31 protein-coding genes are annotated in these 26,720 nt (G+C 71.3%); 21 read left to right on the top strand and 10 right to left on the bottom strand.

Translation table 11 applies throughout. From position 1 onward, the window contains the following. Positions 1–79: 79 nt before the first annotated feature. The 12 genes from ACQP1N_RS27330 (at position 80) to ACQP1N_RS27275 (ending at position 9,801) form a co-directional block, all read left to right on the top strand. Entirely contained in the window at positions 80–1,237 is a 1,158-nt protein-coding gene (locus ACQP1N_RS27330) for an MraY family glycosyltransferase (protein ID WP_067807112.1), read from the top strand. 231 nt (positions 1,238–1,468) lie between these two features. Continuing rightward, positions 1,469–1,885 (top strand): hypothetical protein, encoded by a 417-nt coding sequence (locus ACQP1N_RS27325; RefSeq protein ID WP_067807116.1) that lies wholly within the window; start codon positions 1,469–1,471, stop codon positions 1,883–1,885. A gap of 84 nt (positions 1,886–1,969) precedes the next feature. Then, positions 1,970–2,194, top strand: coding sequence for an AtpZ/AtpI family protein (locus ACQP1N_RS27320; protein WP_067807119.1), 225 nt, complete (start codon positions 1,970–1,972; stop codon positions 2,192–2,194). A 70-nt stretch (positions 2,195–2,264) separates the two neighbouring features. After that, on the top strand, positions 2,265–3,059 hold the full coding sequence (gene atpB / locus ACQP1N_RS27315) for a F0F1 ATP synthase subunit A (protein ID WP_067807122.1): 795 nt from the start codon (positions 2,265–2,267) through the stop codon (positions 3,057–3,059). A gap of 100 nt (positions 3,060–3,159) precedes the next feature. Beyond that, positions 3,160–3,396 carry an ATP synthase F0 subunit C gene (atpE, locus tag ACQP1N_RS27310; RefSeq protein WP_067807125.1) on the top strand — a complete coding sequence of 79 codons (237 nt, stop codon included), beginning with the start codon at positions 3,160–3,162 and terminating at the stop codon, positions 3,394–3,396. A 32-nt stretch (positions 3,397–3,428) separates the two neighbouring features. Further along, positions 3,429–3,986, top strand: coding sequence for a F0F1 ATP synthase subunit B (locus ACQP1N_RS27305; protein WP_174548913.1), 558 nt, complete (start codon positions 3,429–3,431; stop codon positions 3,984–3,986). Then, positions 3,983–4,804, top strand: coding sequence for a F0F1 ATP synthase subunit delta (locus tag ACQP1N_RS27300; RefSeq protein WP_067807128.1), 822 nt, complete (start codon positions 3,983–3,985; stop codon positions 4,802–4,804). Before ACQP1N_RS27305 ends, ACQP1N_RS27300 begins: the two co-directional genes overlap by 4 nt. A gap of 40 nt (positions 4,805–4,844) precedes the next feature. Beyond that, the gene (gene atpA, locus ACQP1N_RS27295; protein WP_067807131.1) at positions 4,845–6,479 is read left to right on the top strand and encodes a F0F1 ATP synthase subunit alpha; all 1,635 of its coding nucleotides are present in this window, start codon (positions 4,845–4,847) and stop codon (positions 6,477–6,479) included. A 5-nt stretch (positions 6,480–6,484) separates the two neighbouring features. Next, positions 6,485–7,381, top strand: coding sequence for a F0F1 ATP synthase subunit gamma (locus ACQP1N_RS27290; RefSeq protein ID WP_067807134.1), 897 nt, complete (start codon positions 6,485–6,487; stop codon positions 7,379–7,381). A 2-nt stretch (positions 7,382–7,383) separates the two neighbouring features. Then, positions 7,384–8,814, top strand: a complete 1,431-nt coding sequence (gene atpD / locus ACQP1N_RS27285) for a F0F1 ATP synthase subunit beta (RefSeq protein WP_067807137.1) — start codon at positions 7,384–7,386, stop codon at positions 8,812–8,814. An 83-nt stretch (positions 8,815–8,897) separates the two neighbouring features. Then, complete coding sequence (locus ACQP1N_RS27280; protein ID WP_067803120.1) at positions 8,898–9,284, top strand: F0F1 ATP synthase subunit epsilon; 387 nt, start codon at positions 8,898–8,900, stop codon at positions 9,282–9,284. Between the two features lie 16 nt (positions 9,285–9,300). Next, the gene (locus tag ACQP1N_RS27275) at positions 9,301–9,801 is read left to right on the top strand and encodes a DUF2550 domain-containing protein (protein WP_242608951.1); all 501 of its coding nucleotides are present in this window, start codon (positions 9,301–9,303) and stop codon (positions 9,799–9,801) included. 13 nt (positions 9,802–9,814) lie between these two features. On the opposite strand, the gene ACQP1N_RS27270 is transcribed toward ACQP1N_RS27275, so the two are convergent. Both ACQP1N_RS27270 and ACQP1N_RS27265 read right to left on the bottom strand, forming a co-directional pair. After that, positions 9,815–10,744: a DUF4097 family beta strand repeat-containing protein gene (locus ACQP1N_RS27270; RefSeq protein ID WP_165488433.1), complete on the bottom strand. Its 930-nt coding sequence runs from the start codon at positions 10,742–10,744 to the stop codon at positions 9,815–9,817. 117 nt (positions 10,745–10,861) lie between these two features. Beyond that, positions 10,862–11,494 (bottom strand): cob(I)yrinic acid a,c-diamide adenosyltransferase, encoded by a 633-nt coding sequence (locus tag ACQP1N_RS27265; protein WP_067803110.1) that lies wholly within the window; start codon positions 11,492–11,494, stop codon positions 10,862–10,864. Between the two features lie 71 nt (positions 11,495–11,565). On the opposite strand from ACQP1N_RS27265, the gene ACQP1N_RS27260 reads away from it, so the two are divergent. Further along, the gene (locus tag ACQP1N_RS27260; RefSeq protein WP_433227463.1) at positions 11,566–13,173 is read left to right on the top strand and encodes a GMC family oxidoreductase; all 1,608 of its coding nucleotides are present in this window, start codon (positions 11,566–11,568) and stop codon (positions 13,171–13,173) included. 347 nt (positions 13,174–13,520) lie between these two features. On the opposite strand, the gene ACQP1N_RS27255 is transcribed toward ACQP1N_RS27260, so the two are convergent. The 3 genes from ACQP1N_RS27255 to ACQP1N_RS27245 form a co-directional block, all read right to left on the bottom strand. Continuing rightward, positions 13,521–14,015 (bottom strand): GNAT family N-acetyltransferase, encoded by a 495-nt coding sequence (locus ACQP1N_RS27255; protein ID WP_067803100.1) that lies wholly within the window; start codon positions 14,013–14,015, stop codon positions 13,521–13,523. Positions 14,016–14,070: 55 nt separating this feature from the next. Further along, positions 14,071–15,570 carry an aldehyde dehydrogenase family protein gene (locus ACQP1N_RS27250; RefSeq protein WP_433227462.1) on the bottom strand — a complete coding sequence of 500 codons (1,500 nt, stop codon included), beginning with the start codon at positions 15,568–15,570 and terminating at the stop codon, positions 14,071–14,073. Between the two features lie 202 nt (positions 15,571–15,772). Next, positions 15,773–16,594: an NAD(P)H-binding protein gene (locus ACQP1N_RS27245; protein WP_067803094.1), complete on the bottom strand. Its 822-nt coding sequence runs from the start codon at positions 16,592–16,594 to the stop codon at positions 15,773–15,775. A 72-nt stretch (positions 16,595–16,666) separates the two neighbouring features. On the opposite strand from ACQP1N_RS27245, the gene ACQP1N_RS27240 reads away from it, so the two are divergent. Beyond that, positions 16,667–17,296, top strand: a complete 630-nt coding sequence (locus ACQP1N_RS27240) for a TetR family transcriptional regulator (protein ID WP_433227461.1) — start codon at positions 16,667–16,669, stop codon at positions 17,294–17,296. On the opposite strand, the gene ACQP1N_RS27235 is transcribed toward ACQP1N_RS27240, so the two are convergent. From ACQP1N_RS27235 to ACQP1N_RS27225, 3 genes are read right to left on the bottom strand one after another with little or no spacing between them, the layout of a single operon-like run. Next, positions 17,277–18,065, bottom strand: a complete 789-nt coding sequence (locus ACQP1N_RS27235) for a site-2 protease family protein (RefSeq protein WP_067803088.1) — start codon at positions 18,063–18,065, stop codon at positions 17,277–17,279. The genes ACQP1N_RS27240 and ACQP1N_RS27235 overlap by 20 nt on opposite strands. A 51-nt stretch (positions 18,066–18,116) precedes the next feature. Continuing rightward, a complete protein-coding gene (locus tag ACQP1N_RS27230; RefSeq protein WP_433227460.1) occupies positions 18,117–18,701 on the bottom strand; it encodes a TetR/AcrR family transcriptional regulator in 585 nt (194 codons plus the stop codon). 30 nt (positions 18,702–18,731) lie between these two features. Then, a complete protein-coding gene (locus ACQP1N_RS27225; protein WP_433227459.1) occupies positions 18,732–19,139 on the bottom strand; it encodes a DUF3224 domain-containing protein in 408 nt (135 codons plus the stop codon). A 198-nt stretch (positions 19,140–19,337) separates the two neighbouring features. Between ACQP1N_RS27225 and ACQP1N_RS27220 the strand changes: the two genes are divergently transcribed. Further along, positions 19,338–19,748 carry a VOC family protein gene (locus ACQP1N_RS27220; protein WP_067803079.1) on the top strand — a complete coding sequence of 137 codons (411 nt, stop codon included), beginning with the start codon at positions 19,338–19,340 and terminating at the stop codon, positions 19,746–19,748. A gap of 3 nt (positions 19,749–19,751) precedes the next feature. Further along, on the top strand, positions 19,752–20,159 hold the full coding sequence (locus ACQP1N_RS27215; protein WP_433227458.1) for a helix-turn-helix transcriptional regulator: 408 nt from the start codon (positions 19,752–19,754) through the stop codon (positions 20,157–20,159). Between the two features lie 81 nt (positions 20,160–20,240). Here ACQP1N_RS27215 and nucS read toward each other — a convergent pair whose 3' ends face one another. Together nucS and ACQP1N_RS27205 are read right to left on the bottom strand one after the other, a co-directional pair. Then, positions 20,241–20,921, bottom strand: coding sequence for an endonuclease NucS (gene nucS / locus ACQP1N_RS27210; RefSeq protein WP_067803074.1), 681 nt, complete (start codon positions 20,919–20,921; stop codon positions 20,241–20,243). Positions 20,922–20,962: 41 nt separating this feature from the next. After that, a complete protein-coding gene (locus tag ACQP1N_RS27205; protein ID WP_067803072.1) occupies positions 20,963–21,568 on the bottom strand; it encodes a TetR/AcrR family transcriptional regulator in 606 nt (201 codons plus the stop codon). Positions 21,569–21,691: 123 nt separating this feature from the next. Between ACQP1N_RS27205 and ACQP1N_RS27200 the strand changes: the two genes are divergently transcribed. From ACQP1N_RS27200 to ACQP1N_RS27180, 5 genes are all read left to right on the top strand, one after another. Continuing rightward, positions 21,692–23,812 carry an MMPL family transporter gene (locus ACQP1N_RS27200; protein ID WP_067803069.1) on the top strand — a complete coding sequence of 707 codons (2,121 nt, stop codon included), beginning with the start codon at positions 21,692–21,694 and terminating at the stop codon, positions 23,810–23,812. A gap of 127 nt (positions 23,813–23,939) precedes the next feature. After that, complete coding sequence (locus tag ACQP1N_RS27195) at positions 23,940–24,119, top strand: hypothetical protein (protein WP_433227457.1); 180 nt, start codon at positions 23,940–23,942, stop codon at positions 24,117–24,119. 143 nt (positions 24,120–24,262) lie between these two features. Beyond that, positions 24,263–24,649: an SCO5389 family protein gene (locus ACQP1N_RS27190; RefSeq protein ID WP_433227456.1), complete on the top strand. Its 387-nt coding sequence runs from the start codon at positions 24,263–24,265 to the stop codon at positions 24,647–24,649. Between the two features lie 163 nt (positions 24,650–24,812). Continuing rightward, on the top strand, positions 24,813–26,384 hold the full coding sequence (locus ACQP1N_RS27185) for a 3-hydroxyacyl-CoA dehydrogenase family protein (RefSeq protein WP_433227455.1): 1,572 nt from the start codon (positions 24,813–24,815) through the stop codon (positions 26,382–26,384). A 13-nt stretch (positions 26,385–26,397) separates the two neighbouring features. Continuing rightward, entirely contained in the window at positions 26,398–26,712 is a 315-nt protein-coding gene (locus ACQP1N_RS27180; RefSeq protein WP_433227454.1) for an ATP/GTP-binding protein, read from the top strand. The last annotated feature ends 8 nt before the right edge of the window (positions 26,713–26,720 follow it).

Below are 26,720 nucleotides of genomic sequence, written 5' to 3'. Positions count from 1 at the left end.
CCTGTGAAGGCGGCCCGTGGATGGGGCGTGCCGGACGGGGTAACACGCCAGCGGCGATGGGTGAGGGAGGCGCAGGGGAGTGCGGGAGTACCTGCTCACGATGCTCGTCGCCGCCCTCGTCGCCTATCTGCTGACCCCGTCGGTGCGCCGGTTCGCCATCTGGTTCGGCGCGCAGGCGGTGCCGCGCGACCGCGACGTGCACGTCATCCCGACGCCCCGGCTGGGCGGTCTTGCGATGTTCGGCGGGATGGTGGCGGCGCTGGTGGTCGCGACCGGGCTGCCGGAGATGCGCAAGGTCCTCGCGGACGGCAACATCAGCGTGGCCAAGGCGCTGCTGCTGTCGGGCGGGCTGATCGTGCTGATCGGCATCGCCGACGACCGCTGGGAGGTGGACGCGCTCACCAAGTTCGCCGGGCAGGTCGCGGCCGCCGGGATCTTCATCATGCAGGGCATCCAGATCTACGCGATCCCGCTGCCGAACGGCGAGTCGCTGTCGCTGCCGCCCGCCTACGGGGTGCCGCTGACCGTCTTCATCGTGGTCGCCACGATCAACGCGGTGAACTTCATCGACGGCCTGGACGGGCTCGCGGCGGGCGTCGTCGGCATCGCGGGGCTCGCGCTGTTCTCCTACGCCTACCTGCTGTCGAAGGCGCACGGGCTGTCCACGCTGACCGGCGCGACGCTCACCGCTGCGGTGCTGTTCGGGATGTGCGCGGGCTTCCTGCCGCACAACTTCAGCCCCGCCAAGATCTTCATGGGCGACACCGGCTCGATGCTGATCGGGCTGCTGCTCAGCGCGTCCACGATCATGCTGACCGGCCAGTTCGACGCGGCCTTCCTCGCCAACGGGCTGTTCCCGTTCTTCGTCCCGGTGCTGCTGATCCCGGCGGTGGCCGCGGTGCCGTTCATGGACATGCTGCTGGCGGTGCTGCGGCGCACCAGCCAGGGCCGGTCGCCGTTCTCTCCGGACAAGCAGCACCTGCACCACCGGCTGCTGGAGCTCGGCCACTCCACCCGCCGCGCGGTGCTGATCATGTACTTCTGGGTGGGGCTGCTGGCCTCGGGCCTGGTCGGGCTCGCGCTGTTCGATGCCGCGTGGCTCACCCTCGGGATCACGCTGCTGGTCGCGATCGGCGGTGTCGTGCTGATGTTCCGCAAGCCCGGCCGCCGGAAGAAACCCGCCGGCGATCCGGGCACCGGCGGCCGGCCCGCACAGCGCCCCCAGATGCACGTCTGACCTGCGCCGCCGTCCCGCCGGACGAGGAACGATCCAGCGGGACGCCCGTCCCGGCGGAACTGGGCCATGCATGGGATGAGCTGGGCTAAAGTCCAGGTACAAGCGTTACCGGGCGTAGCCTCCCGGACCCTGGATCGGCATTACCTCTAGGGTAATTGTGGACATTCCGGACGCTTGTGATACCTTTCACGAACAAGAGACGAACACTCAACGTGACCAGCCGGAGCCCTCATGCATACCTCCGACGCCCGGATGCTCCGCGGCGCCGCGATCCCGACCTCGGCGGTCGGGGTGGGCGCCGTGCTGATCGGCCTGCTGACCGCCGGCGCCAAGGGCGCCCTGGCGGCGGCGCTGGCCTCCGTCGTGGTGATCGCCTTCTTCTCGGTGAGCGCGCTGGTGGTCTCGTGGGCCGCCAGGTACTCCGCGCAGACGATGATGCTGGCCGCCCTCGCGAGCTACATGGTCAAGATCCTCGCGGTGATGGTGCTGGTCACGGCGATGGACAGCGTCTCCATCTGGAACACCACGGTCTTCGGCTGGACGGTCATCGCGCTCGCGCTGCTCTGGATCGCCGCCGAGTTCCGCATCGCGCTGCAGCGGAGGCCCTACATTGACGACGCCGAGGACGCCCTTGACCGGAGTCCGTGATGCAGGCCCTGCGGACGGTGCCTGCCCCCAAGGACTACTCCAATATGACCACCGCACGGGTGGCCTGCTATCGTCCGGAGCGCGATGAGCGAGCAGAAACGCCGGCCGGAGGACGGTCAGCGGGAATTCGCCGACGTCGCCTGGTCCGTGCCCAGCTACCTTCTCTCCGGGATGCTCATCTGGGGCGGGCTCGGGTGGCTGCTGTCCAAGTGGACGCACCAGGCCTGGCTGATCCCGATCGGCCTGGTCATCGGTGCCGGGCTCGCCGTCTACCTGGTCTACCTGAAGTACGGTCGCCACTCCTCCTGAGCGGCCCAGCAAAGGAAGCCGCCGAGGAAGCCTTCGTGAAACATCACCACATTGATGAAGGGAACGCCGCGTGAACGCGCTGACGGTCCTCGCCTCCGGGGGAGATACGTTCCAAGCCCCGGGCCCGGAGCTGTTCGACTTTCCGCCCCTGTTCGCCGGCGGCCCCGCGTGGCTGACCAAACCCGTCGTGTTCGCGGTCGTCGGCGCGCTGGTGACGTGCGTCCTGTTCTGGACGGCCTTCGCCAAGCCGAAGCTCGTGCCGCGCGGCATGCAGAACATCGGTGAGATCGGCTACATGTTCGTGCGGGACGAGATCGCCCGCCCGTTCCTCGGCAAGAACACCGACCGGTGGATGCCGATGCTGATGTCGCTGTTCTTCCTGATCTGGATCTGGAACATCTTCGCGGTCGTCCCGATCATCCAGTTCCCGATCGCGTCGCACATCGCGTTCCCGATCGTCCTGGCGGTGTTCGTCTACGTCGTCAAGGTGTACCTGGGCTTCAAGCACCAGGGCCCGGTGAAGTACTTCACCAACATGATCCCCAAGGGCCTGCCGCTGCCGGTCTACTTCCTGCTGGTGCCGATCGAGTACCTCTCGACGTTCATCCTGGCCCCCTTCACCCACGCGGTCCGGCTCTTCGCCAACATGTTCGCCGGTCACACGATCCTGGCGTTCTTCAGCCTGGTCGGCTTCTGGTTCCTCTTCGAGAAGCCCACCGCGCTCGGCTTCGGCGTCGGCATCGTCGGTGTCCTCGTCACGATCGTCCTGACCGCGCTGGAGCTGCTCATCCAGTTCCTGCAGGCGTTCCTGTTCGCGATGCTGGCCGCCATGTACATCCAGAGCGGCCTGGAAGCGGACCACTAAGCCCCAAGTGGCCGCGGCGCCCCGGCGCCGAGGCCCATCGACAACCTCGTTAGCCCAGACCGGCGGAGCCTCCGCCGGCCGACAGAAAAGGAATGACCCCATGACGGGAGAAGTTCTCGCCGCCGTCAACGGTAACGTCACCGCGATCGGGTACGGCCTCGCCGCCATCGGCCCCGGCATCGGCATCGGCATCATCTTCGGCCAGGGCGTGAACGCCATCGCGCGCCAGCCCGAGCTGACCGGCGTGATCCGCACCAACATGCTGCTGGGCTTCGTCCTCACCGAGGCGCTCGCCCTGATCGGTCTGGTCGCTCCGTTCATCTTCAAGGGCATTTGACCACGGGTCCCATCTGAGGAAGGGCTGCAGACATGATCACAGCAGCTTCCGTCCTAGCGGCGGAGGAGAACAACCCTCTCGTCCCGCACCCGTACGAGCTGGTCGTCGGCATCTTCTCGTTCGTCGTCGTCATGGTCGTCCTGGGCCGCATCCTCGTCCCGCGCCTGCAGCAGACGCTGGAGGAGCGGACCCAGGCGATCGAGGGCGGTCTCGAGCGGGCCGAGCAGGCGCAGAAAGAGGCCCAGCAGGTCCTCGACCAGTACAAGGCGCAGCAGAAGGCCGCCGCGGTCGAGGCGTCCAACGAGCGGCGCAAGGCCGAGGAGCAGGGCGCGCAGATCATCGCCGAGGCCAAGCAGAAGGCCCAGGCGGAGGCGCGCAAGATCGTCGAGGACGCCAAGAAGCAGATCGAGGCCGAGCGGCAGCAGGCGTTGCAGTCGCTGCGCGCCGAGATCGGCGCCATGTCGGTCGAGCTGGCCGGGCGTGTCGTGGGCGAGTCCCTTGAGGACAGCGCGCGGCAGAGCCGGGTCGTCGACCGGTTCCTCGAAGAGCTCGAAAGCCGCGCTCGCACGCAGGAGCAGATCACATCATGACCATCACGGGAGCGGTGAGCAGGGCGTCGCTGGCCGAGGCCAAGGAGCGGCTGGAGGCCGTGCTTCCCTCCGCCGACCTGGCCGCGCTCGGCGGCGACCTGTTCGCGGTGCTGCACCTGGTCGACCGCGAGCACGGCCTGCGGCGGGCGGTGTCCGACCCGTCGCGCGACGGTGCCGACAAGGCGCAGCTCGTCCAGATCCTGCTGGAGGGCAAGGTGTCGCCGGCCGCTCTCGGGCTGGTCGCCGACGTCGTCCGGCTGCGCTGGTCGAAGCCGTCGGAGCTGGCGGACGCGGTGGAGACCCTCGCGGTCACCGCCGAGGCCGCCCGCGCCGAGGCGGACGGGCAGATCGACGACCTGGAGGACGAGCTGTTCCGGTTCTCCCGGGTCGTCGAGGGGGACGCCGCGCTGCGCGGCGCCCTCGCCGCACCGGGGCTGCCGGACGACCGCAAGGCCGGCCTGGTCGGCGCGCTGCTGGAGGGCAAGGTCACTCCGGCGACGCTGACCCTGGTCACCGAGCTGGTGCTGCGTCCGCGAGGACGTAGCCTGGAGGGTGGGCTCGCCGAGTACGGCAAGCTCGTCGCCCAGCGCCGGCAGCGGCTGGTCGCGCTCGTCCGGACGCCGACCGAGCTGTCGGCGGAGCAGCGGACACGGCTCGCAGCGGTGCTCGCCGCGGCCTACGGGCACGAAGTACACCTGAACATCGAGATCGACCCGAGCGCGATCGGCGGCCTGTCGATCCAGATCGGGGACGAGATCATCGACGGCACGATCGCCGGACGCCTGGACGACGTTCGCCGGCGGCTCGGCGCCGGCTGAGGCCGGTAGAGCTGACCTTTTAGGGAGCAAGAGAGGAATCATGGCGGAGCTGACGATCCGTCCGGATGAGATCCGGAACGCGCTGGAGCGCTTCGTCCAGTCGTACGAGCCCGAGGCCGCCGCGCGCGAAGAGGTCGGCACCGTCGTCGATTCCGGCGACGGTATCGCCCACGTCGAGGGTCTGCCCTCCGCGATGGCGAACGAACTCCTTGAGTTCGAGGACGGTACCCGTGGCCTGGCTCTGAACCTGGACGTGCGCGAGATCGGCGCCGTTGTCCTGGGTGACTTCAGCAAGATCGAGGAGGGCCAGAAGGTCCGGCGGACCGGCGAGGTCCTGTCGGCGCCGGTCGGCGACGCCTTCCTCGGCCGCGTCGTGGACGCGCTGGGCAACCCGCTGGACGGCAAGGGCCCGATCGAGACGACCGAGCGCCGCGCGCTCGAACTGCAGGCCCCCACGGTCGTGCAGCGGCAGTCGGTGAAGGAGCCGCTGCAGACCGGCATCAAGGCCATCGACGCGATGACGCCGATCGGCCGCGGCCAGCGGCAGCTGATCATCGGTGACCGGCAGACGGGCAAGACGACCGTCTGCGTGGACACCATCATCAACCAGAAGGAAGCCTGGGCGACCGGCGACCCGAGTAAGCAGGTCCGCTGCATCTACGTCGCGATCGGCCAGAAGGGCTCCACGATCGCGAACGTGCGCCGCGCCCTGGAAGAGGCCGGCGCGCTGGAGTACACCACGATCGTGGCGGCCCCGGCGTCCGACCCGGCGGGCTACAAGTACATCGCCCCCTACACCGGGTCCGCGATCGGGCAGCACTGGATGTACCAGGGCAAGCACGTCCTGATCGTGTTCGACGACCTGTCGAAGCAGGCCGAGGCGTACCGCGCGGTGTCGCTGCTGCTGCGCCGCCCGCCGGGCCGCGAGGCCTACCCCGGTGATGTCTTCTACCTGCACTCGCGCCTGCTGGAGCGCTGCGCGAAGCTGTCGGACGACCTGGGCGGCGGCTCGATGACCGGCCTGCCGATCATCGAGACCAAGGGCAACGACGTGTCGGCCTACATCCCGACGAACGTCATCTCGATCACCGACGGGCAGTGCTTCCTGGAGACGGACCTGTTCAACCAGGGCGTCCGGCCGGCGATCAACGTCGGTATCTCGGTGTCCCGGGTCGGCGGCTCGGCGCAGATCAAGGCGATGCGGAAGGTCGCGGGTACGCTGCGCCTCGCGCTGTCGCAGTACCGCGACCTGGAGGCGTTCGCCGCGTTCGCGTCCGACCTGGACGCGGCGTCCCGCGCCCAGCTGGAGCGCGGTGCCCGCCTGGTCGAGCTGCTGAAGCAGCCGCAGGGCGCGCCGTTCCCGGCGGAGAAGGAAGTCGTGTCCGTGTGGGCGGGCACCTCCGGCGAGCTGGACGAGGTGCCCGTCGCCGACGTCCGCCGTTTCGAGCGCGAGTTCCTCGACTACATCGAGCGCGAGGAGGGCGGCCTGCTCACCTCCATCCGCGAGACGGGTCAGCTCTCCGACGACGGTCTCACCAGCCTCAAGAACGCCATCACGGAGTTCAAGAAGGGCTTCCAGACCAGCGAGGGCGAGCTGCTGGCCGAGGAGCCCGTCGAGGCGATCGATGCCGAGGACGTCAAGCAGGAGACGATCACCCGCGTCAAGAAGGGCTGACGGCCATGGCCGCACAGCTTCGCCAACTCCGGCAGCAGATCAAGACGGTCAAGTCGACCGCCAAGATCACGCGTGCCCAGGAGATGATCGCCACGTCGCGGATCGTCAAGGCCCAGCAGGCGGTGGCGGCGTCCAAGCCGTACGCCGACCAGATCACGCGGGCCCTGACCGCGCTGGTGAGCCACCGCGTGGGGATCGACCACCCGCTGCTGCAGGAGCAGCCGGCCGACGCCCGCAGCGCCGTCCTGATCGTCACGAGTGATCGCGGGTTCTGCGGCGCCTACAACGCCAACGTGATCCGCGAGGCCGAGTCGCTGATCCGGGCGCTGCGGGACGAGGGCCGCGAGCCGGTCCCGTACGTGGTGGGGAACAAGGGGATCACCTGGTACAGGTTCCGCGGCCGGGAGGTCGCGGAGACCTGGCACGGGTTCAGCGACCGTCCGCACTTCGCGAACGCGGAGCGGATCGGGCGCCGGCTCACCGAGGACTTCCTCAAGACCGACGCCGAGGGCGGGGTCGGTGAGATCCACGTGGTCTACACCGAGTTCGTCTCGATGCTGACCCAGACGGTCCGGGTCAAGCGGCTGATGCCGCTGGAGATCGAGGACAGCCACGACGGCGAGGTCCCGCCGGCGTACGAGTTCGAACCGTCCGCGCAGGCCGCGCTCGACCTGCTGCTGCCCAACTACATCGAGAGCCGCATCTTCCACATGCTGCTGCAGTCGGCCGCGTCGTTCCAGGCGTCGGTCCGGCGGGCCATGAAGTCGGCGACCGACAATGCCAACGAACTGCTCGGGGTCTACACGCGCCAGATGAACCAGGCGCGGCAGGCCGCGATCACCCAGGAAATCAGCGAGATCGTCGGTGGCGCTGACGCGCTCGCCGAGTCTGGCGGGGAGTGATAATGACTGCACAGGTAGAGACGGCGACCGCGACCGGGCGCGTCGCCCGTGTCATCGGCCCGGTCGTCGACGTGGAGTTCCCCGCCGACGCCCTCCCGGAGATCTACAACGCCCTCAACGCGCAGGTCTCGCTGGGCGGCGAGGAGAAGACCCTGACCTTCGAGGTCGCCCAGCACCTGGGCGACAACATGATCCGGGCCATCTCGATGCAGCCGACGGACGGCCTGGTCCGCGGCGCCCCGGTGTTCGACAGCGGCGAGTCCATCGCGGTGCCGGTCGGTGACATCACCAAGGGCCACGTGTGGAACGCCCTCGGCGAGTCGCTGGACGTCCCGACCGCCTCGCTGGAGGTCAACGAGCGCTGGGGCATCCACCGCAAGGCGCCGGCGTTCGACCAGCTGGAGTCCAAGACCGAGATGCTGGAGACCGGCATCAAGGTCATCGACCTGCTGTGCCCGTACGTCAAGGGCGGCAAGATCGGCCTGTTCGGCGGCGCGGGTGTGGGCAAGACCGTCCTCATCCAGGAGATGATCCGCCGTGTCGCCCGCAACTTCGGCGGCACCTCGGTGTTCGCCGGCGTGGGCGAGCGCACCCGTGAGGGCAACGACCTCTGGGTGGAGATGGACGAGGCGGACGTCCTCAAGGACACCGCGCTCGTGTTCGGCCAGATGGACGAGCCGCCGGGCACCCGGCTGCGCGTCGCGCTGTCCGCGCTGACGATGGCGGAGTACTTCCGCGACGTCCAGAACCAGGACGTGCTGCTGTTCATCGACAACATCTTCCGGTTCACGCAGGCCGGTTCGGAGGTCTCCACGCTGCTCGGGCGCATGCCGTCCGCGGTGGGGTACCAGCCGACGCTGGCCGACGAGATGGGTGTGCTGCAGGAGCGGATCACCTCGACGCGCGGTAACTCGATCACCTCGATGCAGGCGATCTACGTGCCCGCCGACGACATCACCGACCCGGCGCCGCACACCACGTTCGCGCACCTGGACGCCACCACGACCCTGGCGCGGAGCATCTCCGAGAAGGGCATCTTCCCGGCGGTGGACCCGCTCGACTCCACCTCGCGGATCATGGACCCGCAGATCCTGGGGAACGAGCACTACGAGGTCGCCCAGGAGGTCATCCGGATCCTGCAGAAGTACAAGGAGCTGCAGGACATCATCGCGATCCTCGGTATCGACGAGCTGTCCGAGGAGGACAAGGTCACCGTCCAGCGGGCGCGGCGCATCGAGCGCTTCCTGTCGCACCCGATGTACGTGGCCGAGCAGTTCACCGGCCAGCCCGGTGTGACGGTGCCGAAGGACGAGACGATCGCCTCCTTCAAGGCGCTGGCCGAGGGCAAGTACGACCACCTGCCCGAGCAGGCGTTCTTCATGTGCGGTGGCATCGAGGACGTCGAGAAGAAGGCCAAGGAGCTGGAGAAGTAGTCCGCTCCGGCGGGGCCGCCCCGGGACCGTGCGTCCGGGGGCGGCCCCGCCGGAACCGCTCCAGTTAGTCGGAGGAGACAGACGTGGCAACCCTGAAGGTCGGGCTGGTCTCGCCGGAGCGCGAGATCTGGTCCGGCGAGGCCAAGATGGTGGTCGCCCAGACCGTCGAGGGCTCGCTCGGCATCCTGCCGGGTCACGCCCCGGTGCTGGGCGTCCTCCTGGACGGTAGCGTGGTGAAGATCGAGCCGGCGGACGGCGGCGAGCCGGTCACCGCGGCGGTCGGCAGCGGGTTCTTCTCCATCGCCGCCGACGAGGTGTCGGTGCTGGCGGAGCAGGCCGAGCTGGGCGACGAGATCGACGTGCCGGAGGCGCGGCAGACGCTGGAGGCGGCGCTCGCGGCCGAGAGCGAGGACTCGACGCCGGAGCGGCGGGCGCGGGCCCGGCTGCGCGCGGCGGGCATCGAGGCCTAGAGGTCGACGGACGGCGGTGGAGTTGGGCGAGCACCTGGCACTGGACGTGGGCGGTGTGCTCGCCGCGCTCGTCCTCGTGGCGGCGCTGCTGTTCGTCAGCATGGCGGTGCGCCGCTGGCTGTTCACACGCCGCGGCGGCGCCGTGGAGTGCAGCCTGCGCGAACTGTCCCCGGAGGGCGGAGCCCCGGGAGTGTGGCGGCTCGGCATCGGCCGGTACAAGGGCGATGTACTGCACTGGCACCGCGTGTTCGGTTTCCGCAGGAGGCCCCGGCAGGTGATCCACCGCCGGGGCCTTGTCGTCTCCAACCGGCGCAGTCCCGGTCCGGAGGAGGCGCAGAGCCTGCTGCCGGACGTGAGCGTCATCGAGGTGCGGGACGGTGATCTGACCGTCGAGCTGGCGATGGGCGCGGCGGCGCTGACGGGGTTCCTGGCGTGGCTGGAGGCGGCCCCGCCCGGCTTTCCCGTCGACCTGCACCCTCCGGAGCCGGCGGACCCGGAGCCGCGCCGTCCGGAGTGACGGGCCCGGACCGCTAGCGTGCCGTGACGGAGATCCCGCCGTCTCTGGTGGTGAGCTTGATGTGCCGCTTCGACTGGGAATCCTGGTGGAGGGCCGGGTCGATCCACTTGCTGCCGTTGCCGGTGGACGCGTTGATCGCGTAGCCCTCACCGGCGGGGAGACGCAGGTGGATGGAGCCGTTGTCGGTCCCGGCCTGGACGTCCGCGGGCGGCGCGGTGAAGCGCAGGGTGATGGCGCCGTCCCTCGACCTGGCGGTGATCCGGTCGGCGGTCAGCCCGCGGGCTTCGACGGTGCCGTTGTCGGTGCGCAGGTCGGCGGCGGTGATGCTGCCGCCGACGCGGATGCGGCCGTCGCGGGAGCGGGCCGTGACCTTGCCGGCGGTGAGCCCGGTCGCGTCCACGGACCCGTTGTCGGTGCGCAGGTCGGCGGTGGCGACGCGGCCCGAGACGCGCAGCGACCCGTCCCGCGTGCTGAGGGAGGCGGTGGAGGCGCGCAGGTCCGTCGCGGTGATCGCGCCGTTGCCGCTGTGCAGCCGCACCGCCCCGGCGAGCCCGGAGGCGATGATCGTGCCGTCCGCGTTGTCGATCTCCACGGGGGTGGAGCGCGGAACCTGGACGCGGTAGGAGACCCCGCACGCGCCGACCCCGATCACCTGGGTGCCGCACTTCGAGGTGAGCTTCAGGACGCCGCCCTCGGTGACGTGCTTCGCCCGCGGCCTGTTCTTCTCGTTCGACCAGCGCAGCCGTTCGCCGACCCGGATGCCGGGGGAGTCGGACGCGGTCACCTCGATCCGGCTCCCGGCCGCCCGGATCTTCAGCGCGGTGACGCCGGAGGGGACGGTGTAGGAGCGGTCCTCGTGGTGGGTCCCGAAGCTCAGGTTGCCGCAGCCGGTCAGCGCCGTCGCCGCCACAGCCAGGACGGCCGTGCCCGTCAAGGTCCTCACGTGGTCTCTCCCGTTGTCGCCATGCCCCGTACAGCACCAGCCTGGCGTGGTCGGGACGGCGTCACCAGGTGGGGAGCCGGTCATCCGGGGGTGGGGTTAGCCCCACCCCCGGAGCGGTCAGCGTTCCCCGCCGGGCTTCCACAGGAGGTCGCCGTGCTCGGCGTTGGCGACGCGGCAGAGGATGAACAGCAGGTCCGACAGCCGGTTGAGGTACTTGGCGGTCAGCGGGTTGACGCCGCCCTCGGGGACGCCGTCTTCGCCGTCTGCGGCCGGCGGCCCGTTGTGCGCCTCGATCGCCGTCCAGGCGGAGCGTTCGGCGCGCCGGGCCACCGTCCGGGCCTGGTGCAGCAGCGCGGCGCCCGGCGTCCCGCCGGGGAGGATGAAGCTGCGCAGCGCCGGAAGGGCGGCGTTGTGCTCGTCGCACGCCTCCTCCAGCCGCTCGATGTAGGACGCCTCGACACGCAGCGGCGGATACTTCGGATCGGGGACGACGGGGGCGCACAGGTCGGCGCCCACATCGAACAGGTCGTTCTGGATGCGGATCAGCAGCGCGGCGACGTCCTCCGGCAGCGAGCCGAGCGCGAGGGCGGCGCCGATCGCGGCGTTGGCCTCCTCGACGTCGGCGTAGGCGGCGAGGCGCGGATCGGTCTTGCGGGTCCGGGACGCGTCGCCGAGAGCGGTGGTGCCGTCATCGCCGGTGCGGGTGTAGATCCGGGAGAGCACGACGGGGTTGTCCCTGTTCTTCGCCATGCCGAGCAGCCTAGCCCTGCCGCAGGTCGAAGCCCCTTCGGTAGGGTTCCGGAAAGACCTCGGAGGCCGCCGTGTACGACTACATCATCGTGGGTGCGGGCAGCGCGGGCTGCGTTCTCGCCGCCCGACTGACCGAGGACCCCTCCGTGCAGGTGCTGCTGCTGGAGGCAGGGCCGCCCGACGACGCGCCGGAGATCCACATCCCGGCGGCCGTGGCGACGATGATCAAGGGCCCGTACGACTGGGACTATGCGACCGTCCCGCAGGAGCACGCGGCGGGACGCAGCGTGTACTGGCCGCGGGGACGGACGCTCGGCGGCAGCTCGTCCACCAACGCGATGATCTACATTCGCGGGGCCCGGCACGACTACGACACCTGGCGCGACTCCTACGGCTGCGAAGGCTGGGGCTATGAGGATCTCCTGCCCTACTTCCGCCGCGCCGAGGACCAGCAGCGCGGCGACGTCCCCTACCACGGCGTCGGCGGCCCGCTCCGCGTGGAGGACCTCCGCTACAGGCACCCGCTGACCCGCGCCTGGGTGCAGTCGGCGAAGGCGTACGGCCTCGCCGCGAACCCCGACTTCAACGGCGCCGACCAGGACGGCGTGGGCTTCTACCAGGTCACCCACAAGCGCGGCCGCCGCTGGTCGACGGCGGACGGATATCTGCATCCGATCGAGAACCGGCCGAACCTCACGGTCGTCACCGACGCCCTCGCCACCCGCGTCGTGATCGAGGACGGGCGGGCGACCGGCGTCCGCTACGAGGCGCGCGGCGAGATCCACTCGGCCCGCGCGGAGGCGGAGGTCCTGCTGTCCGGCGGCGCGGTGAACAGCCCGCAGCTTCTCATGCTGTCGGGCATCGGCCCCGCCGACCACCTGCGTTCCCTCGGCATCGACGTCGTGGCCGACGCGCCGGTGGGGCAACGCCTTCAGGACCATCCGTTCGTCAACGTCATGTTCGCGACGCCCCACACGAAGGTCCTGGGGGAGCAGGCGAACGTGCGCTCCCTGGCCCTGTACCAGGCGCTGGGGCGCGGGCCCTACGCGTCCAACGTGGCCGAGGCGGGCGGTTTCGTCCGGACGGTCGAGGGGCTGCCCGCCCCCGATCTGCAGTACCACGTGCTGCCGACGCCGTTCGTCGACCAGGGGCTCACCGAGTCGTCCGAGCGGCTGCTGTCCGTCCTGGTCACGGCGATCGCGGTCGCCGGCCGCGGGTCGTTGACCCTCCGGTCCGCCAGCCCTTACGCCAAGCCGCTGATCGACCCCGCCTACCTCGCCGACAAGGCGGATCTGGACATCCTGGTCGCGGGCGTCCGGCAGGCGCGCGAGATCGCCGCGTCGGGCCCCCTCGCGTCGCTGATCGGCGGCGAGTGGGCGCCGGGCGAGCAGGTCGAGTCCGATGAGGCGATCATCGACTTCATCCGCCGCGACGTCGCGACGCTGTTCCACCCGACGAGCACCTGTGCGATGGGCGGCGACGACTCGGTCTGCGACCTCGACCTGCGTGTTCGCGGCGTCGAGGGCCTCCGCGTCGTGGACGCCTCGGTCATGCCGGCCGTCCCCCGGGGCAACACCAACGCCCCCACGATCGCGATAGCCGAACGCGCCGCCGACCTGATCCGCGGCCGGACCCCGTTGCAGCCGGCGGGCGCCCGGACGGCCGGCGCCCGGAAATGAGGAACGCCCCCGTCAGCTGACGGGGGCGTGGGGCCGTGCGGACAGGCCGCGGGCGTCACCGCTTCAGCGCCTTCGCGATGCGGGCGCGGCGTGCGTTCTTCACCTCGCTCCGCAGGACCCTGACGCGGTCGCTGATGATGACGCTGCTGAACTCCGGGCGGATCATGTCGTTCTCCTTGTTCCCGCCGGGCCCTCTTGGCCCGACATGTACAAGGTTCGTCCTAAGCCCCCGCCCCCCACATTGGGACGACGCCTTATATTCACCGCCTCAGACCGCCTTAGTCCGCGGCGGCCGCACCGAAAGAACCTGAGCCGGCCGCTTAGCGCCTTCGGGCCGGTTCGGTGGGTCAGGCGACTTCGATGAAGCCCAGGTGGTCGTAGAGGCGGCGCGCGCGGCGGTTGCGGCGGGTCACGGCCAGGGTGAGGGTGTCGTGACCCTGCTGGACGAGGGCGTGCATGGCCGCGTGGATCAGCCCTTTGCCCAGGCCCTGCCCGGCGTGGGAGGGGTCGGTGAAGAGGAAGGCCAGCAGCGGCACGTCCATATAGAGGGTGACCAAGGCGGCCCCTACCGGACGGCCGTGGTGATCGGCGACGAACGACGCGTCGCGCAGGAACGTGCCGTACTCGCCGTCCAGGGTGAGCTGGATCTCGCGTGCCGCGCCGACGAGGTTGCCGACGTCGGCCTCGTCGGGGGTGCCGCGGTAGGCCGCCCACATGACGGCGGCGAGCGCGGGGACGTCGGCGTCGGCGAATGGTCGCAGGCCGGGCGCGGGCGGAGGTGTCGCGCCGAGCGTCACCTGAAGGCGGCTGCGCACGGGTGCGCCGAACGTCCCGGATGTCATGGTTTCGAGTCTAGGCGCGGCCCCCGCCGGAATCCGGCGGGGGGCGAGCACGGCGTCACCGCTTGTAGCGGCGGCCGTGGATCATGTTGATCAGGCCGAGGACGCGGGCCATCTCCTTCTCGCTGCGGCCGAACGTGGTCAGGTTCATCGTCGCGAACCGCTGCCGGGTGATGGCCTTCGGGCGGGCGAACTCGCGCAGGCCGTCCGCGCCGTGGATGCGGCCGAACCCGGACTCGCCGACACCGCCGAACGGCAGCGCGGCGACCTGGGCGAACGCGGCGAACGCGTTGATGGCCGTCATGCCCGACCGCATCCGGCGGGCGATGTCCATCGCGCGGGACCGGTCGCCGGAGAAGATCGTCCCGGCGAGGCCGTAGCCGGTCTTGTTGGCCTTCTCGACCGCCTCGTCCAGGCTCTTGACGCGGTGGACGGTGATCGTCGGGCCGAATGTCTCCTCGCAGACGGCGGCCGAGTCGTCCGGCACGTTGGTCAGCACGACCGGCTCCACGTACGGCTTGCGGACGGACTCGGGGCCGCCGACGACCGCCTTGCCGCCCTTGGCCAGCGCGTCCTTGATGTGCCGTTCGATGATGTCGAGCTGTGCCGGCATGGTGATCGGGCCGTAGGCGGCCTCGCGGTCGAAGCCGGGACGCAGGTCGCGGGCCTTCTCGGTGAGCTTGCCGAGGAACTCGTCGTACGCCTCGTCCACGACGTAGATGCGCTCGACGCCGATGCAGGTCTGGCCCGCGTTGGACATGGCGCCCCACAGTGCGGCGTCGGCGGCGGCGTCGAGGTCGGCGTCGGCGTCGATGATGCAGGCGTCCTTGCCGCCGCACTCGGCGACGATCGGGGTGAGGTTCTCGGCGCAGGCGGCCATGACCCGCTTGGCGGTGCGGGTCGAGCCGGTGAAGGCGATCTTGCCGACGTGCGGGGAGGAGGCGAGCGCCGCGCCGGTCTCGCCGAACCCGGTGACCGTCTGCAGCACGGGATGCTCGGGGATCACCGCGGCGACCAGTTCGGCGAGGAACACGCCGACGCCGGGGGTGAACTCCGACGGCTTGAACACGACGGCGTTGCCGGCCGCGAGCGCGTAGCCGATCGAGCCCATCGGGGTGAAGATCGGGTAGTTCCAGGGGCCGATGACGCCGACGACGCCGAGCGGCTGGTACTCCAGCACGCAGCGCTGGTTGATCGCCATGAGACCGGGGTAGACGCTGCGCGGTCCGAGGGTCTTGTGCGCGTTGCGGGCGGCCCAGTCCAGATGGGTGATCGCCATGATCGTCTCAAGCTGGGCGTCCTGCACCGGCTTGCCGGTCTCCTGGTGGATGAGCTCGGCCATCCGGTTCAGGTTGCGGGTGAGCGACCCCTTGACGTTGAGCAGCCGGAGCCGGCGCTCCTTCCAGCCGAGGGCGCGCCACCACTCGGCGGCCTTGCGGGCGCGCTCGATCGCCGCGGCCACGGCGGCCCCGTCCTGCACGGGGTGCTCGGCGACGACCTCGCCGGTGGCCGGGTTCAGGGACGCGAACGTCTCGGTGTTCTCCGTGGCCACGGACATGGGAACCTCCCGGCAGGAGCCTGGTAAGTGAACGCTTGCGCTGGATGTCGGCTAGTAAATCAGCCTAATCCCCGGTGGGGGAGCCGGGGATCCAACTCCCGTGGAATCCGGCCGGGCGGCGGGTCCACCGGTGACGTTCTGGGCAAGCTCACCGGCGCCGGGCTGATCGAGGTGGCCGAGGAGGGGCCACGGCCCGTGCGGATCAGCGGAAGTCGCCCGCGTGGTCGGCGGCCCACTCCGCGAACGTGCGGGCGGGGCGGCCGGTGATGCGCTCGACCTCCGGGGACGGCTCGGGCGGATGCTCGACGGCGTGGGCGCGCAGGCGGAGCAGGGCGTCCACCAGGCCCTCCCGCATGTAGGGGCGCTTGAGCATCTCCTCCCGCGCCTCCTCCGGCCCGATCTCCTCGAAGCGGGCCGGCCGGCCGCTCGCCGCGCCGATGAGCCGCACCATCTCCGGCTGCGTGAGCGCCTCCGGGCCGGTCAGCAGGGGCCTGGTGCCGACGAGGGCGTCGGTGAGCAGGGCCTTCGCCGCCACGGCCGCGATGTCGCGCTCGTGGATCGGGGTGCTGCGCGCCGCCGCGTACGGCCCGCGGACGGCGGCCCCGGTGCCGATCGCCTCCCGCCAGGCCAGCGTGTTCGCCGCGAACTCGCCGGGACGGACGAACGTCCACTCCATCCCGGACGCCTCGATCGCCCGCTCGATCTCCAGGTGGGGCGCGGCCAGCTCGTTGGCCGGATCGTCGTCGAGCGCGGCGGCCGACGACAGCAGCACGACGCGCCGCACGCCGTGGTCGGCCGCGCGGGACAGCAGCCCGTCCGCGCCGCCCCAGAACACGACCGGGTTCAGGAAGATCGAGGTGATGCCGTCCAGCGGCATCTCGCCGGTGCGTGCGACCTCGACCCCGCCGGGCAGGTGCGCGGTGGCGGGGTCGCGGGTCAGCGCGCGGACCTTGGCGCCCGCGCAGAGCAGTTCGCCGACGACGTTGCGTCCGACGTTTCCGGTGGCTCCGGTGATGAGGAACATGCGTCCAGGTTCAACCAAGCGGATGACAATGTCAAATAGCCGGTTGGTTGAAGAAGGGGCTACCATGAGGCCGTGACGGACACGACGAGGCGGACGCGCCGCACCCCCGCCCCGCACGAGCGCAAGCTCGACGCCGAGCGATCCCGGCGGCTGCTGCTGGACGCCGCGCTGGACGAGTTCTCCGCCAAGGGCTACGCGGGCGCCCGCGTGCAGGACATCGCCGACCGCGCCGGCGTCAACAAGCAACTGATCAACTACTACTTCGGCGGCAAGGAGGGGCTGCACGCCGCGCTCCTGCAGCGCTGGCGGGAGCGGGAGGCCACGTTCAACGACCCGTCCGTCCCGTTCGAGGAGGTGGCGGCCCGGTACCTGCGGCACGTCCTGGACGACCCCCGCGGGACGCGGCTGAGCGCCTGGCGCGGCCTCACCGGGAACCTGGACGAGCCTTCGCCCGGCGACCGCGAGGACCTGTCCGACCTGCGGCGCCGCCAGGCCGAAGGGGAACTGGCCGGCGACCTGGACCCGGCCGCGGTCATGCTGGCGGTGATGGCCATGGTCGCCGCGCCGGTCACGATGCCGCTCGCCGTCCGCCGCGTGTTCGACCTCGACCCCGGCTCGCCCGAGTTCCGCGAGCGCTACACCGAGCAGCTCCGCCGCATCCTCCGCCACCTCGCCGGGGACGCTAGTCGTTCCACCACATGAAGAGCGAGTGCCCGACCCGGATCGGCAGCTCGCCCAGGCCGAGCGCGCCGGTGATGTGGTAGACGAAGCCGAAGAACGCCTCGTTGATCGGCCCCAGCCACAGCAGGGCGATCAGGATGAGGAAGACATAGCCGCCGTAGGCGCTCGCCTGGTCGGCCCACCGGCGCGGCAGATAGGGCTCGATGATGCCGAAGCCGTCCAGGCCCGGAATCGGTAGCAGGTTCAAAATGGCGGCCGTCACCTGCAAGAACGCCAGGAATGCAACGCCCAGCCAGAAGACGCCGTGGTCCTGGTGGGCGAAGTTCTTGTAGATGACGGCGAGCATCACGGCGAACAGCGCGTTCGACAGCGGGCCCGCCGCCGAGATCAGGCTGTGCCGCAGCCTGCCGCGGATCACGTGCCGGTCGATCCAGACGGCCCCGCCGGGCAGGCCGATCCCGCCGAGGATGATGAACACCACCGGGATCAGGAAGCTGAGGATCATGTCCGAGTACTTCAGCGGGTTCAGCGACAGGTAGCCCTTGGCGACGACGCTGCGGTCACCCGACCGGTAGGCCGTGTACGCGTGCCCGAACTCGTGCAGCGACAGGGACACGATCCACGCCGCGATCACGAACCCGAACACCGCGATCCGGGCCTCCTTGGCGGGATTGTCCTCGTACCGCCAGGCGAGCAGGCCGCACAGCACGGTCGCCGCCACGACCGCGAGGAACACCGGGCTCGGCCGCACGGCCGCGCTTCCCCGCTTCTCGTGCGCAGTCCCGGTCATCGTTCCCGGCCCCTCTCGATCCTCACCTTGGAAACCCTCTCCCGGCCCGGGTCACGGCGCCGCGATCACCGGGACGACATAGGTGCGCAGGAAACGGCGCAGCCCGTCGGCGTCCCGGTCCCGGTCCATCACGATCAGCGAGGTGATGATCCGGAAGAGGAACTCCACCGTCCCCTCGACCTCGATGTCGGCCCGTAGCGTCCGCTGCCGCTGCGCCCGCTCGAAATAGGGCCGGACGTAGTCGCAGCACAGCGCGAGCACGTGCTCGGCCGCGCCCGCGACCGCCGCCTGCATGTGGCCCGCCGCCTCCGGCACGAGGAAGTGCGCGATGGCCGGCGCGCCGCGGACGTATTCGACCGCGTCCAGCGTGCCCTCGACGACCGCCGCCGAGACCGACCGCTCGCTGCGCAGCCGCTCGGTGAGCCGGTCGAGGAACCGGTGCAGGTCGCGCAGCACGACGGCGAGGATCAGCTCGTCCCGTCCGCCGGTGACGCTCCGGTACACGGTCGCCCGGGACAGTTTCGCCGCGGCGGCGATGTCCTCGACCGTCGTCTTGGCCACGCCGACGCGGCCGAAGCACTCTTCGGCCGCGTCGATGATCCGCTCGCGCGTCGCGTCGGTGGTGACCGGGGGCATGCCTGAACATTACCGGCAGCCCGCGATCCGTCAGTCCAGCGTGTACTCCAGTGCCCAGGTGTGCCCGCCGTCCTCGGAGACGGTGATCTGGCCGAGGCCGCGGATGCCCGAGAGCTCCCCGGTCCCCGACGTGGGGACGATCAGCCACCGCAACCACTGGGTGTCGGTCGTCCCGTCCTCGCTGCCCGCGCTGTGCTGCAGGACGAACGTCCCCTCGCGGCCGTGCAGGATGCCCTGGACGCGCTCGATCCCGACATAGGCGGCGGGGCCGCCGGGCGTCTCCACGGTGATCAGCTCGGTGGTGCTCGTTCCGACGAGGTCGCCGTGGAAGTGCTTGCCGACGTGGACGCGGGTCAGCCTGGTGCCGTCCTGCTCCTCGTAGGGCTTCTCGGCGTCCCATGCCTCGATGTTGAAACTGCCTGTGGCTTGAAACGTCATGCCCGCCATGATGCCCGTCCCGTCCCCCGGAGGCGAACGCTCAGAAGAGCGGCCACGCGCCCGAACGTCAGCCCGGCCGCGCCGCCGCCGGGACGGCGGTTCAACGCACTGCTCGACGAATGCCGCGCCGCGCCCGCCGGCCGAGTCGGTCAGGAATCGAGAAGCGCAGGTCACCGGACCGCGCCTAGCCTGATCGTCATGGACATCACCATTCACACCAGCGTCCTGCCGCACGACGACCCGGACACGTCCCTGGCCTTCTACCGCGACGTCCTCGGCTTCGAGGTCCGCAGCGACGTCGGGCAGGGCAAGATGCGCTGGATCACGGTCGGCCCCGCCGGGCAGCCCGACACGTGCATCCTGCTGGCGCCGCCGTTCGCCGACCCGGGGATCACCGACGACGAGCGCCGCGTGATCTCCGAGATGATGGCCAAGGGCACCTACGGCTGGATCCTGCTCGCCACCCGGAACCTCGCCGAGACCTTCGAGAAGGTACAGGCCCACGATGTCGAGGTCGTCCAGGAGCCGACCGAGCAGCCGTACGGCATCCGCGACTGCGCCTTCCGCGACCCCGCCGGGAACATGGTCCGCATCCAAGAGGTCGGCTGAGCCATGTGCCGTCCCGAGTGGGGCCGCGCCCGCACCGAGGCGCGGCGCCTGGACGACCTGGCGCGGCTGCGGCGCGTCCGCGACCGGATCGACCGCGAGTACGCGCGGCCGCTGAACGTCGAGGCGCTCGCGCGCGGCGTCCACATGTCGGCCGGGCAGCTGGGCCGCCGGTTCCGGCAGGCGTACGGCGGGTCGGTGTACGCGTACCTGATGGCGCGCCGCATCGAGCGCGCCGCCGCGCTGCTGTGGCGCGACGACCTCAGCGTCACCGAGGTCTGCTTCGCGGTCGGCTGCTCGTCGCCGGGCACGTTCAGCACGTGTTTCACCGAGCTGGTCGGCATGCCGCCCAGCGCCTACCGTCGCCGCGCGGCGACGGTAGGCGCTGGGCGCGACGGCCACTGGCTCGGCTGACGGGCGCGTCGCACTCATCGACGCCGAGACGCCGCGCCCGGAGCTTGCCGGCCTGGATGAGCACCCTCTTCTGACGGCACGTCAGAAGAGGGTGCCCTCGTGCTGGATTCCGCGTAGGGCGTCGTAGTCGAGGGTGACGCAGTCGATCCCGCGGTCGGTGGCGAGGACGCGGGCCTGCGGCCTGATCTCCTGGGCCGCGAACACGCCGCGGACGGGCGCGAGGTGCGGGTCCCGGTTGAGCAGCTCCAGGTAGCGGGTGAGCTGCTCGACACCGTCGATCTCGCCGCGGCGTTTGATCTCGATCGCGACCGTGGCGCTGTCGGCGTCCCGGCACAGGATGTCGACCGGGCCGATCGCGGTGGGGAACTCGCGGCGGATCAGGGTGTAGCCGTCCCCGAGCGTGGTGATGTGCTCGGCCAGCAGCTCCTGGAGGTGCGCCTCCACGCCGTCCTTCCGCAGGCCGGGGTCGATGCCGAGTTCGTGGCTGGTGTCGTGCAGGATCTCCTCGATCGTGAGGATGAGCCGTTCGCCCGACTTGCCGTGCGTGACCGTCCAGCGCGCGATGGCGCCGTTCTCCTCGTGGCTCTCCTCGCGCAGTGAGCAGGGCGGGTTCATCCAGTTCAGGGGCTTGTAGGCGCGGTCGTCGGCGTGGATGCTCACGCTCCCGTCCGCCTTGATCAGGATCAGGCGGGGAGCCATCGGCAGGTGGGCGGTGAGCTTGCCGGCGTAGTCGACGCTGCAGCGGGCGATAACGAGACGCACGCTGCCTCACCTTAGTGCGCGGAGCGCGGGGGCGCGGGCGCTCAGCCGAAGGCCAGGATGATGACGGCGTCGATCAGGCGGTCGAGGTCGGCGCGGTAGACGTCGTCGCCGGCGATGAGGTGCCGGGTGACCAGGCCGTCGAAGCCGTTGAGGAAGAAGCGGGCGATCGCCTCGGTGCCCGTGGCGAGGGTGACGCCGGTCCGCTCGGCGAGCCCGGTCACCAGGTCGGCGGCGGTGCGCTCCATGGCGTACTGGTGGGCGCGCAGTGTCTCGCGGATGTCGGGGTCGCGCAGGCCGTAGCTCATCAGCTCGTCGAAGACCTGGTAGCGGCCGGGACGCTCGTTGCAGGCGTCCCACAGCGCCCACGCCATGAGCCGCACGGATTCGGCGAAGCCCTCCTTTCCGGGGGCGGCCTCGTCGGGGGCGGTGGCGCAGACCCGGTCGATCATCTCGCCGGCGAGCCGGTCGATGACCGCGCCGTACAGCTCGCGCTTGGTGCCGAACGTGTAGTGGACGGTGGCCTGCGCGACCCCCAGTTCGGCCGCGATGGCCCGGGTGCTGGCGGCCTCCACCCCCTTGCGCGCGATCAGGTCGATCGCGGCTTCGATGAGCTGGGGACGCCGCTCGGCGGCGGGGACGTGCGCCATGGCGCCCAAGGATACCGAGGCCGCGGCGGGACGGCGGACCTAACTTTGTCGATCGACTTGTTCAAGTGACAAAGTCGGTCGTACAGTCGTTTCCGTTGTGCCGAAACCGAGGGGGACGACCACATGACGAACCTGCTGCAGCGGACCGGACGGCTCGCCTACCGCCGCCGCGTCGCGGTGCTGGCGATCTGGCTGGCGCTGCTCGCCGCGCTCGGGGGAGCGGCCGCGGCCTTCGCGGGCACGCCGAGCGAGGAGTTCCGGGTACCCGGCACGGAGGCGCAGAAGACGCTCGACCGCATCTCCGGCACCCTGCCCGAGTACGCGGACGCGTCCGGGACGGTCGTGCTCGCCGCCCCCAAGGGACAGCGGCTCGACCCGGGGGGCGTGCGGCCGGTCGTGGAAAGGGCGGGGCAGGTGCCGGGCGTGGCCCGGGCCGTCGACCCGTTCGCCGCGCGGGCGGTGTCGCCGGACGGGCGGATCGCGCTCGTCCAGGTCGTGTTCGCCCACCCGAAGGGCGAGGTGGACGACGCCGCGCTCGACGGGGTGCGGGACGCGGCGGCCCCCGCCCGGGACGCCGGGCTCCAGGTCGAGTTCGGCGGGGACGCGTTCACGCCGAAGGTCGAGGTCGGCGGTGCGGAGACCGTCGGCGTCGGTGTCGCGGTCGTCGTCCTGCTGATCACGTTCGGATCGCTGGTCGCCGCCGGGCTGCCGCTGCTCAGCGCGCTCGCCGGCGTCGGCGTGGGAATGGCCGGGCTCTTCCTGCTCGCCGGTCCGCTGGAGATCATCTCGACCGCGCCGGTGCTCGCGCTGATGATCGGGATGGCCGTCGGGATCGACTACGCGCTGTTCGTGCTGTCGCGGCACCGGCAGAACCTCGCCGCCGGCCACGAACCCGAGGACGCCGCCGCGCTCGCGGTCGGCACCGCGGGCGGCGCGGTCGTGTTCGCCGGCGCCACGGTCGTGGTCGCGCTGGCCGGGCTCGCGGTCGCGGGCGTCCCGTTCCTCACCGTCATGGGCCTCGCGGCGGCCGGCGCGGTGATCGTCGCGGTGCTGGCCGCGCTCACGCTGCTGCCCGCGCTGCTCGGCTTCGCCGGCCGCGCCGTCACCCGGCTGCGGGTGCCGGGGCTGCGCGGGGACGTCCGGGACGGCGGCGCCGGCCGGCGCTGGGCCCGGTTCGTCGTGCGGCGCCCGCTGCCCGTCCTGCTGGCCGGGCTCGCCGTCGCCGGGATCATGGCCGTCCCGGCACAGGACCTGCGGCTCGGGCTGCCCGGCGGCGGCTCCTACGCCGGCGACACCAGCGCCCGCCGCGCCCATGACCTGACGGCCGAGGGGTTCGGGCCCGGCTTCAACGGCCCGCTGATCGCCGTCGTGAACGGCGGTCCCGCCGAGGCGCGGCGGGCCGCCGGGCGGATCGGCGCGCTGCCGGACGTCGCGACCCTCCTGCCGCCGAGCACGTCCGCCGACGGGCGGACGACCGCGCTGCCCGTCATCCCGAAGCACGGCCCCGACACCGAGGCCACGCAGCACCTGGTCGAGGCCATGCGGGACGTCCCGGGCGTCGCCGTCACCGGCACGACCGCCGCGAACATCGACATCTCGCAGAAGCTCGGCGACGCGCTGCCGCCGTTCGTCGCGGCGATCACCGTCGCCTCGCTGCTGCTGCTGGCGCTGGCGTTCCGGTCGGTGCTGGTGCCGGTCAAGGCCGTCGCCGGGTTCCTGCTGAGCGTGGCCGCGTCCCTCGGCGCCGTCGTCGCCGTCTACCAGTGGGGATGGCTGACCGATGTCGTCCCGGTCCCGAAGACCGGGCCGATCGTCAGCTTCCTGCCGATCCTGCTGATCAGCGTGCTGTTCGGTCTCGCGATGGACTACCAGCTGTTCCTGGTGTCGCGGATGCGGGAGGAGCACGCCAGGGGCGCCGGGCCGCGCGAGGCCGTCGTCACCGGGTTCGCCGCCGGCGGACGCGTCGTCACCGCCGCCGCCCTCATCATGATCGCGGTGTTCGGCGGGTTCGTCGCCGGGCACGACCCGATCGTCCAGCCGATCGGGTTCGCGCTCGCGGTCGGCGTCGCCGTGGACGCGTTCGTCGTGCGGATGGGCCTCGTCCCCGCCGTGATGGCGCTGCTCGGCCGCGCCGCCTGGTGGTTCCCGCGCGTGCTCGACCGTGCCGTCCCGCATGTGGCCCTGGAGGGCGAAGCCCTTCCCGAGCCCGGGGACGAGCGGGGGCCTAAGACCGTCCGGGTGTGACGGTGCCAAGGCTAAGACGTGTCCGCCCGAGAACTAAGGCGTGCTGCCGATGTGGGGCCGCGGACCTTAGAGCGAGTCTGTTGGATGTCGGGCCGTGCCGATCGGCCCGGAACATCCAGGAGGGGCCGTGTACCACCACGACATCATGCAGTCGATCATGAACGAGCGGGCCCGGGAGATGCGGGCGCGGGCCGGGGTCGAGCGGGACGCCCGGCTGGCCCGCAGGGCCCGCGAGTTCTGGGCCGAGCGCGCCGAGCGCTTCGCCGTGCACCGGCCGCGCCGCCACGGAGCGGCGCCCGCGCGATGACGCGGGCCCCCGGCCGGGCGGGGATCGGCCGGGGGCCCGCGCCTAGCGGAATGATAATCTTTGTCAAGTCTGGAATTCCGCGGATGCCGTGATTAGCGTCGCCGGTGGGTGTTCATCCTCCACCGGCGAAAGGATCCCCACGCATGTCTCTCGACGTGACTCCGGAACTGCTAGAGACGGCACAGAAGGGCGAGGTCGGCGACGCGGCCTTCGTCGAGTGCATCAGGACGTCCCTCCCGTACGCGTGGGACATGATCAGCGGCCTGGTGGCCCGGCTCCAGGTGGACGGCGGCGACTTCGCCGACAACCTCACCCCGCCGCCGGACGAGCAGGCCCGCGGCCAGCTTCTCCGCGTCCTCGCGAGCGACGCCATGCGCGGCGCGCTGGAGCGCCACTTCGGCGTGCGGCTGGCGTTCCAGAACTGCCACCGCGTCGCCGTCTTCCCCGCCGCCGGCTCCGCCGCCCACCGCACCTTCGTGACCCCCCGCGAGCAGATCCTCAACCAGTCACCCGAACTCCGCGACTGCTGACCTCCACCCGCGGCGTGTTGCCCATGCGGAATGCCCTTGGGCAACACGCCGAGCGGCGGCGTCCGGGCGGGCATGTTCTCCGGGGCGGCGTCCTGTCCGGAGGCGCTCTCCCCCGTCGTACCCGGCATCGGCGGTGCGTGAGCGCTCTGCAAGACTGCCAAGCATGACTGAGGGTTCGTTCAGCAGGGTCGGGGTCGTCGGACTGGGCACGATGGGCGCGGGCATCGCCGAGGTGCTGGCGCGCGGCGGCCTCGCGGTGGTCGGCATCGAGGTGAACCAGGACGCGCTGGAGCGCGGGCGCGGCAACCTCGCGGGCTCCACCGGACGGGCGGTCAAGCGCGGCAAGCTCACCGAGGACGCGCAGCGGGAGATCCTCGGCCGGATCACGCTCTCCACCGACTTCGCCGATCTGGGCGGCTGCGACCTCGTGATCGAGGCCGTCCCCGAGCGGCTCGACCTCAAGCGCAAGGTCTTCGCCGAGCTGGACCGGGTGTGCCGGGACGACGCCGTGCTGGCCACGAACACCTCGTCGCTGTCGGTCACCGACATCGCGGCCACCACCGGACGTCCCACCAAGATCGTCGGGGTGCACTTCTTCAACCCGGCGCCGGTGATGAAGCTGGTCGAGGTCATCGGGACCGTGCTGACCGAGCCGGAGGCCGTGACCCGCGTCGCCGACCTGGTGAAGGGCCTCGGCAAGACCCCGGTCACGATCGGCGACCGCGCCGGGTTCGTCGCCAACCGGCTGCTGTTCGGCTACCTGAACCAGGCCGCCGGCATGCTGGAGTCCGGGCACGCGACCCGCGACGACATCGACACCGCGATGAAGACGGGCGCCGGCCTGCCGATGGGCCCGTTCACCCTCATGGACCTGATCGGCCTCGACACCTGCCTTGAGGTGCTGGAGGCGATCTACGCCGAGTCCCGTGACCGGCGCCACGCCGCCTCCCCGCTGCTGCGCGAACTCGTCACCGCCGGGCTGCTCGGACGCAAGTCCGGCCGCGGCTTCTACTCCTACGACAGGTCCGGGACCGCCGAGGCCCGGACGGCGGAGGGGACGCCGCCGGTCGTCGGCGTCGTCGGCGTCGGCCCGCTCGCGGACGCGATCGCCGCGCTGTGCGACCGCGCGGGCGGCCAGGTCCGCGACTCCGCCGCCGCACTCGCCGAATGCGATCTGATCATCGAGGCGGCGGAGGACGCCGAGGCCGCGCGGGCGCTGCTGCCGGCCGCCGCGCAGGCCGCCAAGCCGGACGCGGTACTGGCCGTCACCTCCGTGGGCGGCTCGGTGATCGAGCAGGCCATGGCCGTCGGACGTCCCGCCGACGTCGTCGGGCTGCACCTGCCCGACCCGGCCGGCACGCTCGCCGAACTCGCCGCCACGGTCGCGACCGGCCCGGCCGTCGCCGACCGCGCCGCCGTCCTGCTCGAACGCCTCGGGCTCACCGTCGTCCGGTGCCGCGACCGCGCCGGGTTCATCGTGGACGCCCTGCGCTTCCCCTACCTGAACGACGCCGCCGCCATGCTCGGCGCCGGCTACGCCGACGCCGACTCGATCGACGCCGCGATGATGCTGGGCTGCGGCTACCCCACCGGCCCGATCGCCGACCTCGACCGCCTCGGCCTCGGCCGCGCCGTCACCGTCCTGCGCGCCCTGCACGCCGAGACCCGCGAGCCCGCCCTGGCCCCCGCGCCCCTGCTCGTCGAGCACGTGACCGCGGGAAGGCCGCTGCGCTGAATATCCTCTGAGCATGAGCCCCCGCAAGAACCGCCGTGCCGCGTCCGGACGTCCGTCCAAAGGCGGCGGCGGGTCGTGGGCTCAGCGGACCGAGGAGGGGCCGGACGGCGAGTGGATCGTCCGGGCCATCGCCGGGGCGGCCGCCACCAAGGCGTACCGGTGTCCCGGATGCGACCAGGAGATCCCGCCGGGCGTCGCGCACGTCGTCGCCTGGCGGGCCGACGACGGGGGCGGCGACGACCGGCGGCACTGGCACCGGCCCTGCTGGCAGGCCCGCGCCCGCCGGGCGCCCCGCGTCATGCGGTCGCGCAACGCCCCCCGGTACTAGCCGCGGCG

This window comes from Actinomadura formosensis (genome assembly GCF_050948385.1).
Taxonomy (GTDB): domain Bacteria; phylum Actinomycetota; class Actinomycetes; order Streptosporangiales; family Streptosporangiaceae; genus Spirillospora; species Spirillospora formosensis.
This window is presented reverse-complemented; position numbering and strand designations above follow the sequence as displayed.

Excerpts from the sequence above, each read along its gene's own strand:
- ACQP1N_RS27325 (WP_067807116.1), top strand. The coding sequence starts at position 1,469 with ATGCATACCTCCGACGCCCGGATGCTCCGCGGCGCCGCGATCCCGACC.
- ACQP1N_RS27320 (WP_067807119.1), top strand. The coding sequence starts at position 1,970 with ATGAGCGAGCAGAAACGCCGGCCGGAGGACGGTCAGCGGGAATTCGCC.
- atpE (WP_067807125.1), top strand. The coding sequence starts at position 3,160 with ATGACGGGAGAAGTTCTCGCCGCCGTCAACGGTAACGTCACCGCGATC.
- ACQP1N_RS27305 (WP_174548913.1), top strand. The coding sequence starts at position 3,429 with ATGATCACAGCAGCTTCCGTCCTAGCGGCGGAGGAGAACAACCCTCTC.
- ACQP1N_RS27300 (WP_067807128.1), top strand. The coding sequence starts at position 3,983 with ATGACCATCACGGGAGCGGTGAGCAGGGCGTCGCTGGCCGAGGCCAAG.
- atpA (WP_067807131.1), top strand. The coding sequence starts at position 4,845 with ATGGCGGAGCTGACGATCCGTCCGGATGAGATCCGGAACGCGCTGGAG.
- ACQP1N_RS27290 (WP_067807134.1), top strand. The coding sequence starts at position 6,485 with ATGGCCGCACAGCTTCGCCAACTCCGGCAGCAGATCAAGACGGTCAAG.
- atpD (WP_067807137.1), top strand. The coding sequence starts at position 7,384 with ATGACTGCACAGGTAGAGACGGCGACCGCGACCGGGCGCGTCGCCCGT.
- ACQP1N_RS27265 (WP_067803110.1), bottom strand. The coding sequence starts at position 11,494 with ATGGCGAAGAACAGGGACAACCCCGTCGTGCTCTCCCGGATCTACACC.
- ACQP1N_RS27255 (WP_067803100.1), bottom strand. The coding sequence starts at position 14,015 with ATGACATCCGGGACGTTCGGCGCACCCGTGCGCAGCCGCCTTCAGGTG.
- ACQP1N_RS27250 (WP_433227462.1), bottom strand. The coding sequence starts at position 15,570 with ATGTCCGTGGCCACGGAGAACACCGAGACGTTCGCGTCCCTGAACCCG.
- ACQP1N_RS27245 (WP_067803094.1), bottom strand. The coding sequence starts at position 16,594 with ATGTTCCTCATCACCGGAGCCACCGGAAACGTCGGACGCAACGTCGTC.
- ACQP1N_RS27235 (WP_067803088.1), bottom strand. The coding sequence starts at position 18,065 with ATGACCGGGACTGCGCACGAGAAGCGGGGAAGCGCGGCCGTGCGGCCG.
- ACQP1N_RS27230 (WP_433227460.1), bottom strand. The coding sequence starts at position 18,701 with ATGCCCCCGGTCACCACCGACGCGACGCGCGAGCGGATCATCGACGCG.
- ACQP1N_RS27225 (WP_433227459.1), bottom strand. The coding sequence starts at position 19,139 with ATGACGTTTCAAGCCACAGGCAGTTTCAACATCGAGGCATGGGACGCC.
- ACQP1N_RS27220 (WP_067803079.1), top strand. The coding sequence starts at position 19,338 with ATGGACATCACCATTCACACCAGCGTCCTGCCGCACGACGACCCGGAC.
- ACQP1N_RS27215 (WP_433227458.1), top strand. The coding sequence starts at position 19,752 with ATGTGCCGTCCCGAGTGGGGCCGCGCCCGCACCGAGGCGCGGCGCCTG.
- ACQP1N_RS27205 (WP_067803072.1), bottom strand. The coding sequence starts at position 21,568 with ATGGCGCACGTCCCCGCCGCCGAGCGGCGTCCCCAGCTCATCGAAGCC.
- ACQP1N_RS27200 (WP_067803069.1), top strand. The coding sequence starts at position 21,692 with ATGACGAACCTGCTGCAGCGGACCGGACGGCTCGCCTACCGCCGCCGC.
- ACQP1N_RS27190 (WP_433227456.1), top strand. The coding sequence starts at position 24,263 with ATGTCTCTCGACGTGACTCCGGAACTGCTAGAGACGGCACAGAAGGGC.
- ACQP1N_RS27185 (WP_433227455.1), top strand. The coding sequence starts at position 24,813 with ATGACTGAGGGTTCGTTCAGCAGGGTCGGGGTCGTCGGACTGGGCACG.
- ACQP1N_RS27180 (WP_433227454.1), top strand. The coding sequence starts at position 26,398 with ATGAGCCCCCGCAAGAACCGCCGTGCCGCGTCCGGACGTCCGTCCAAA.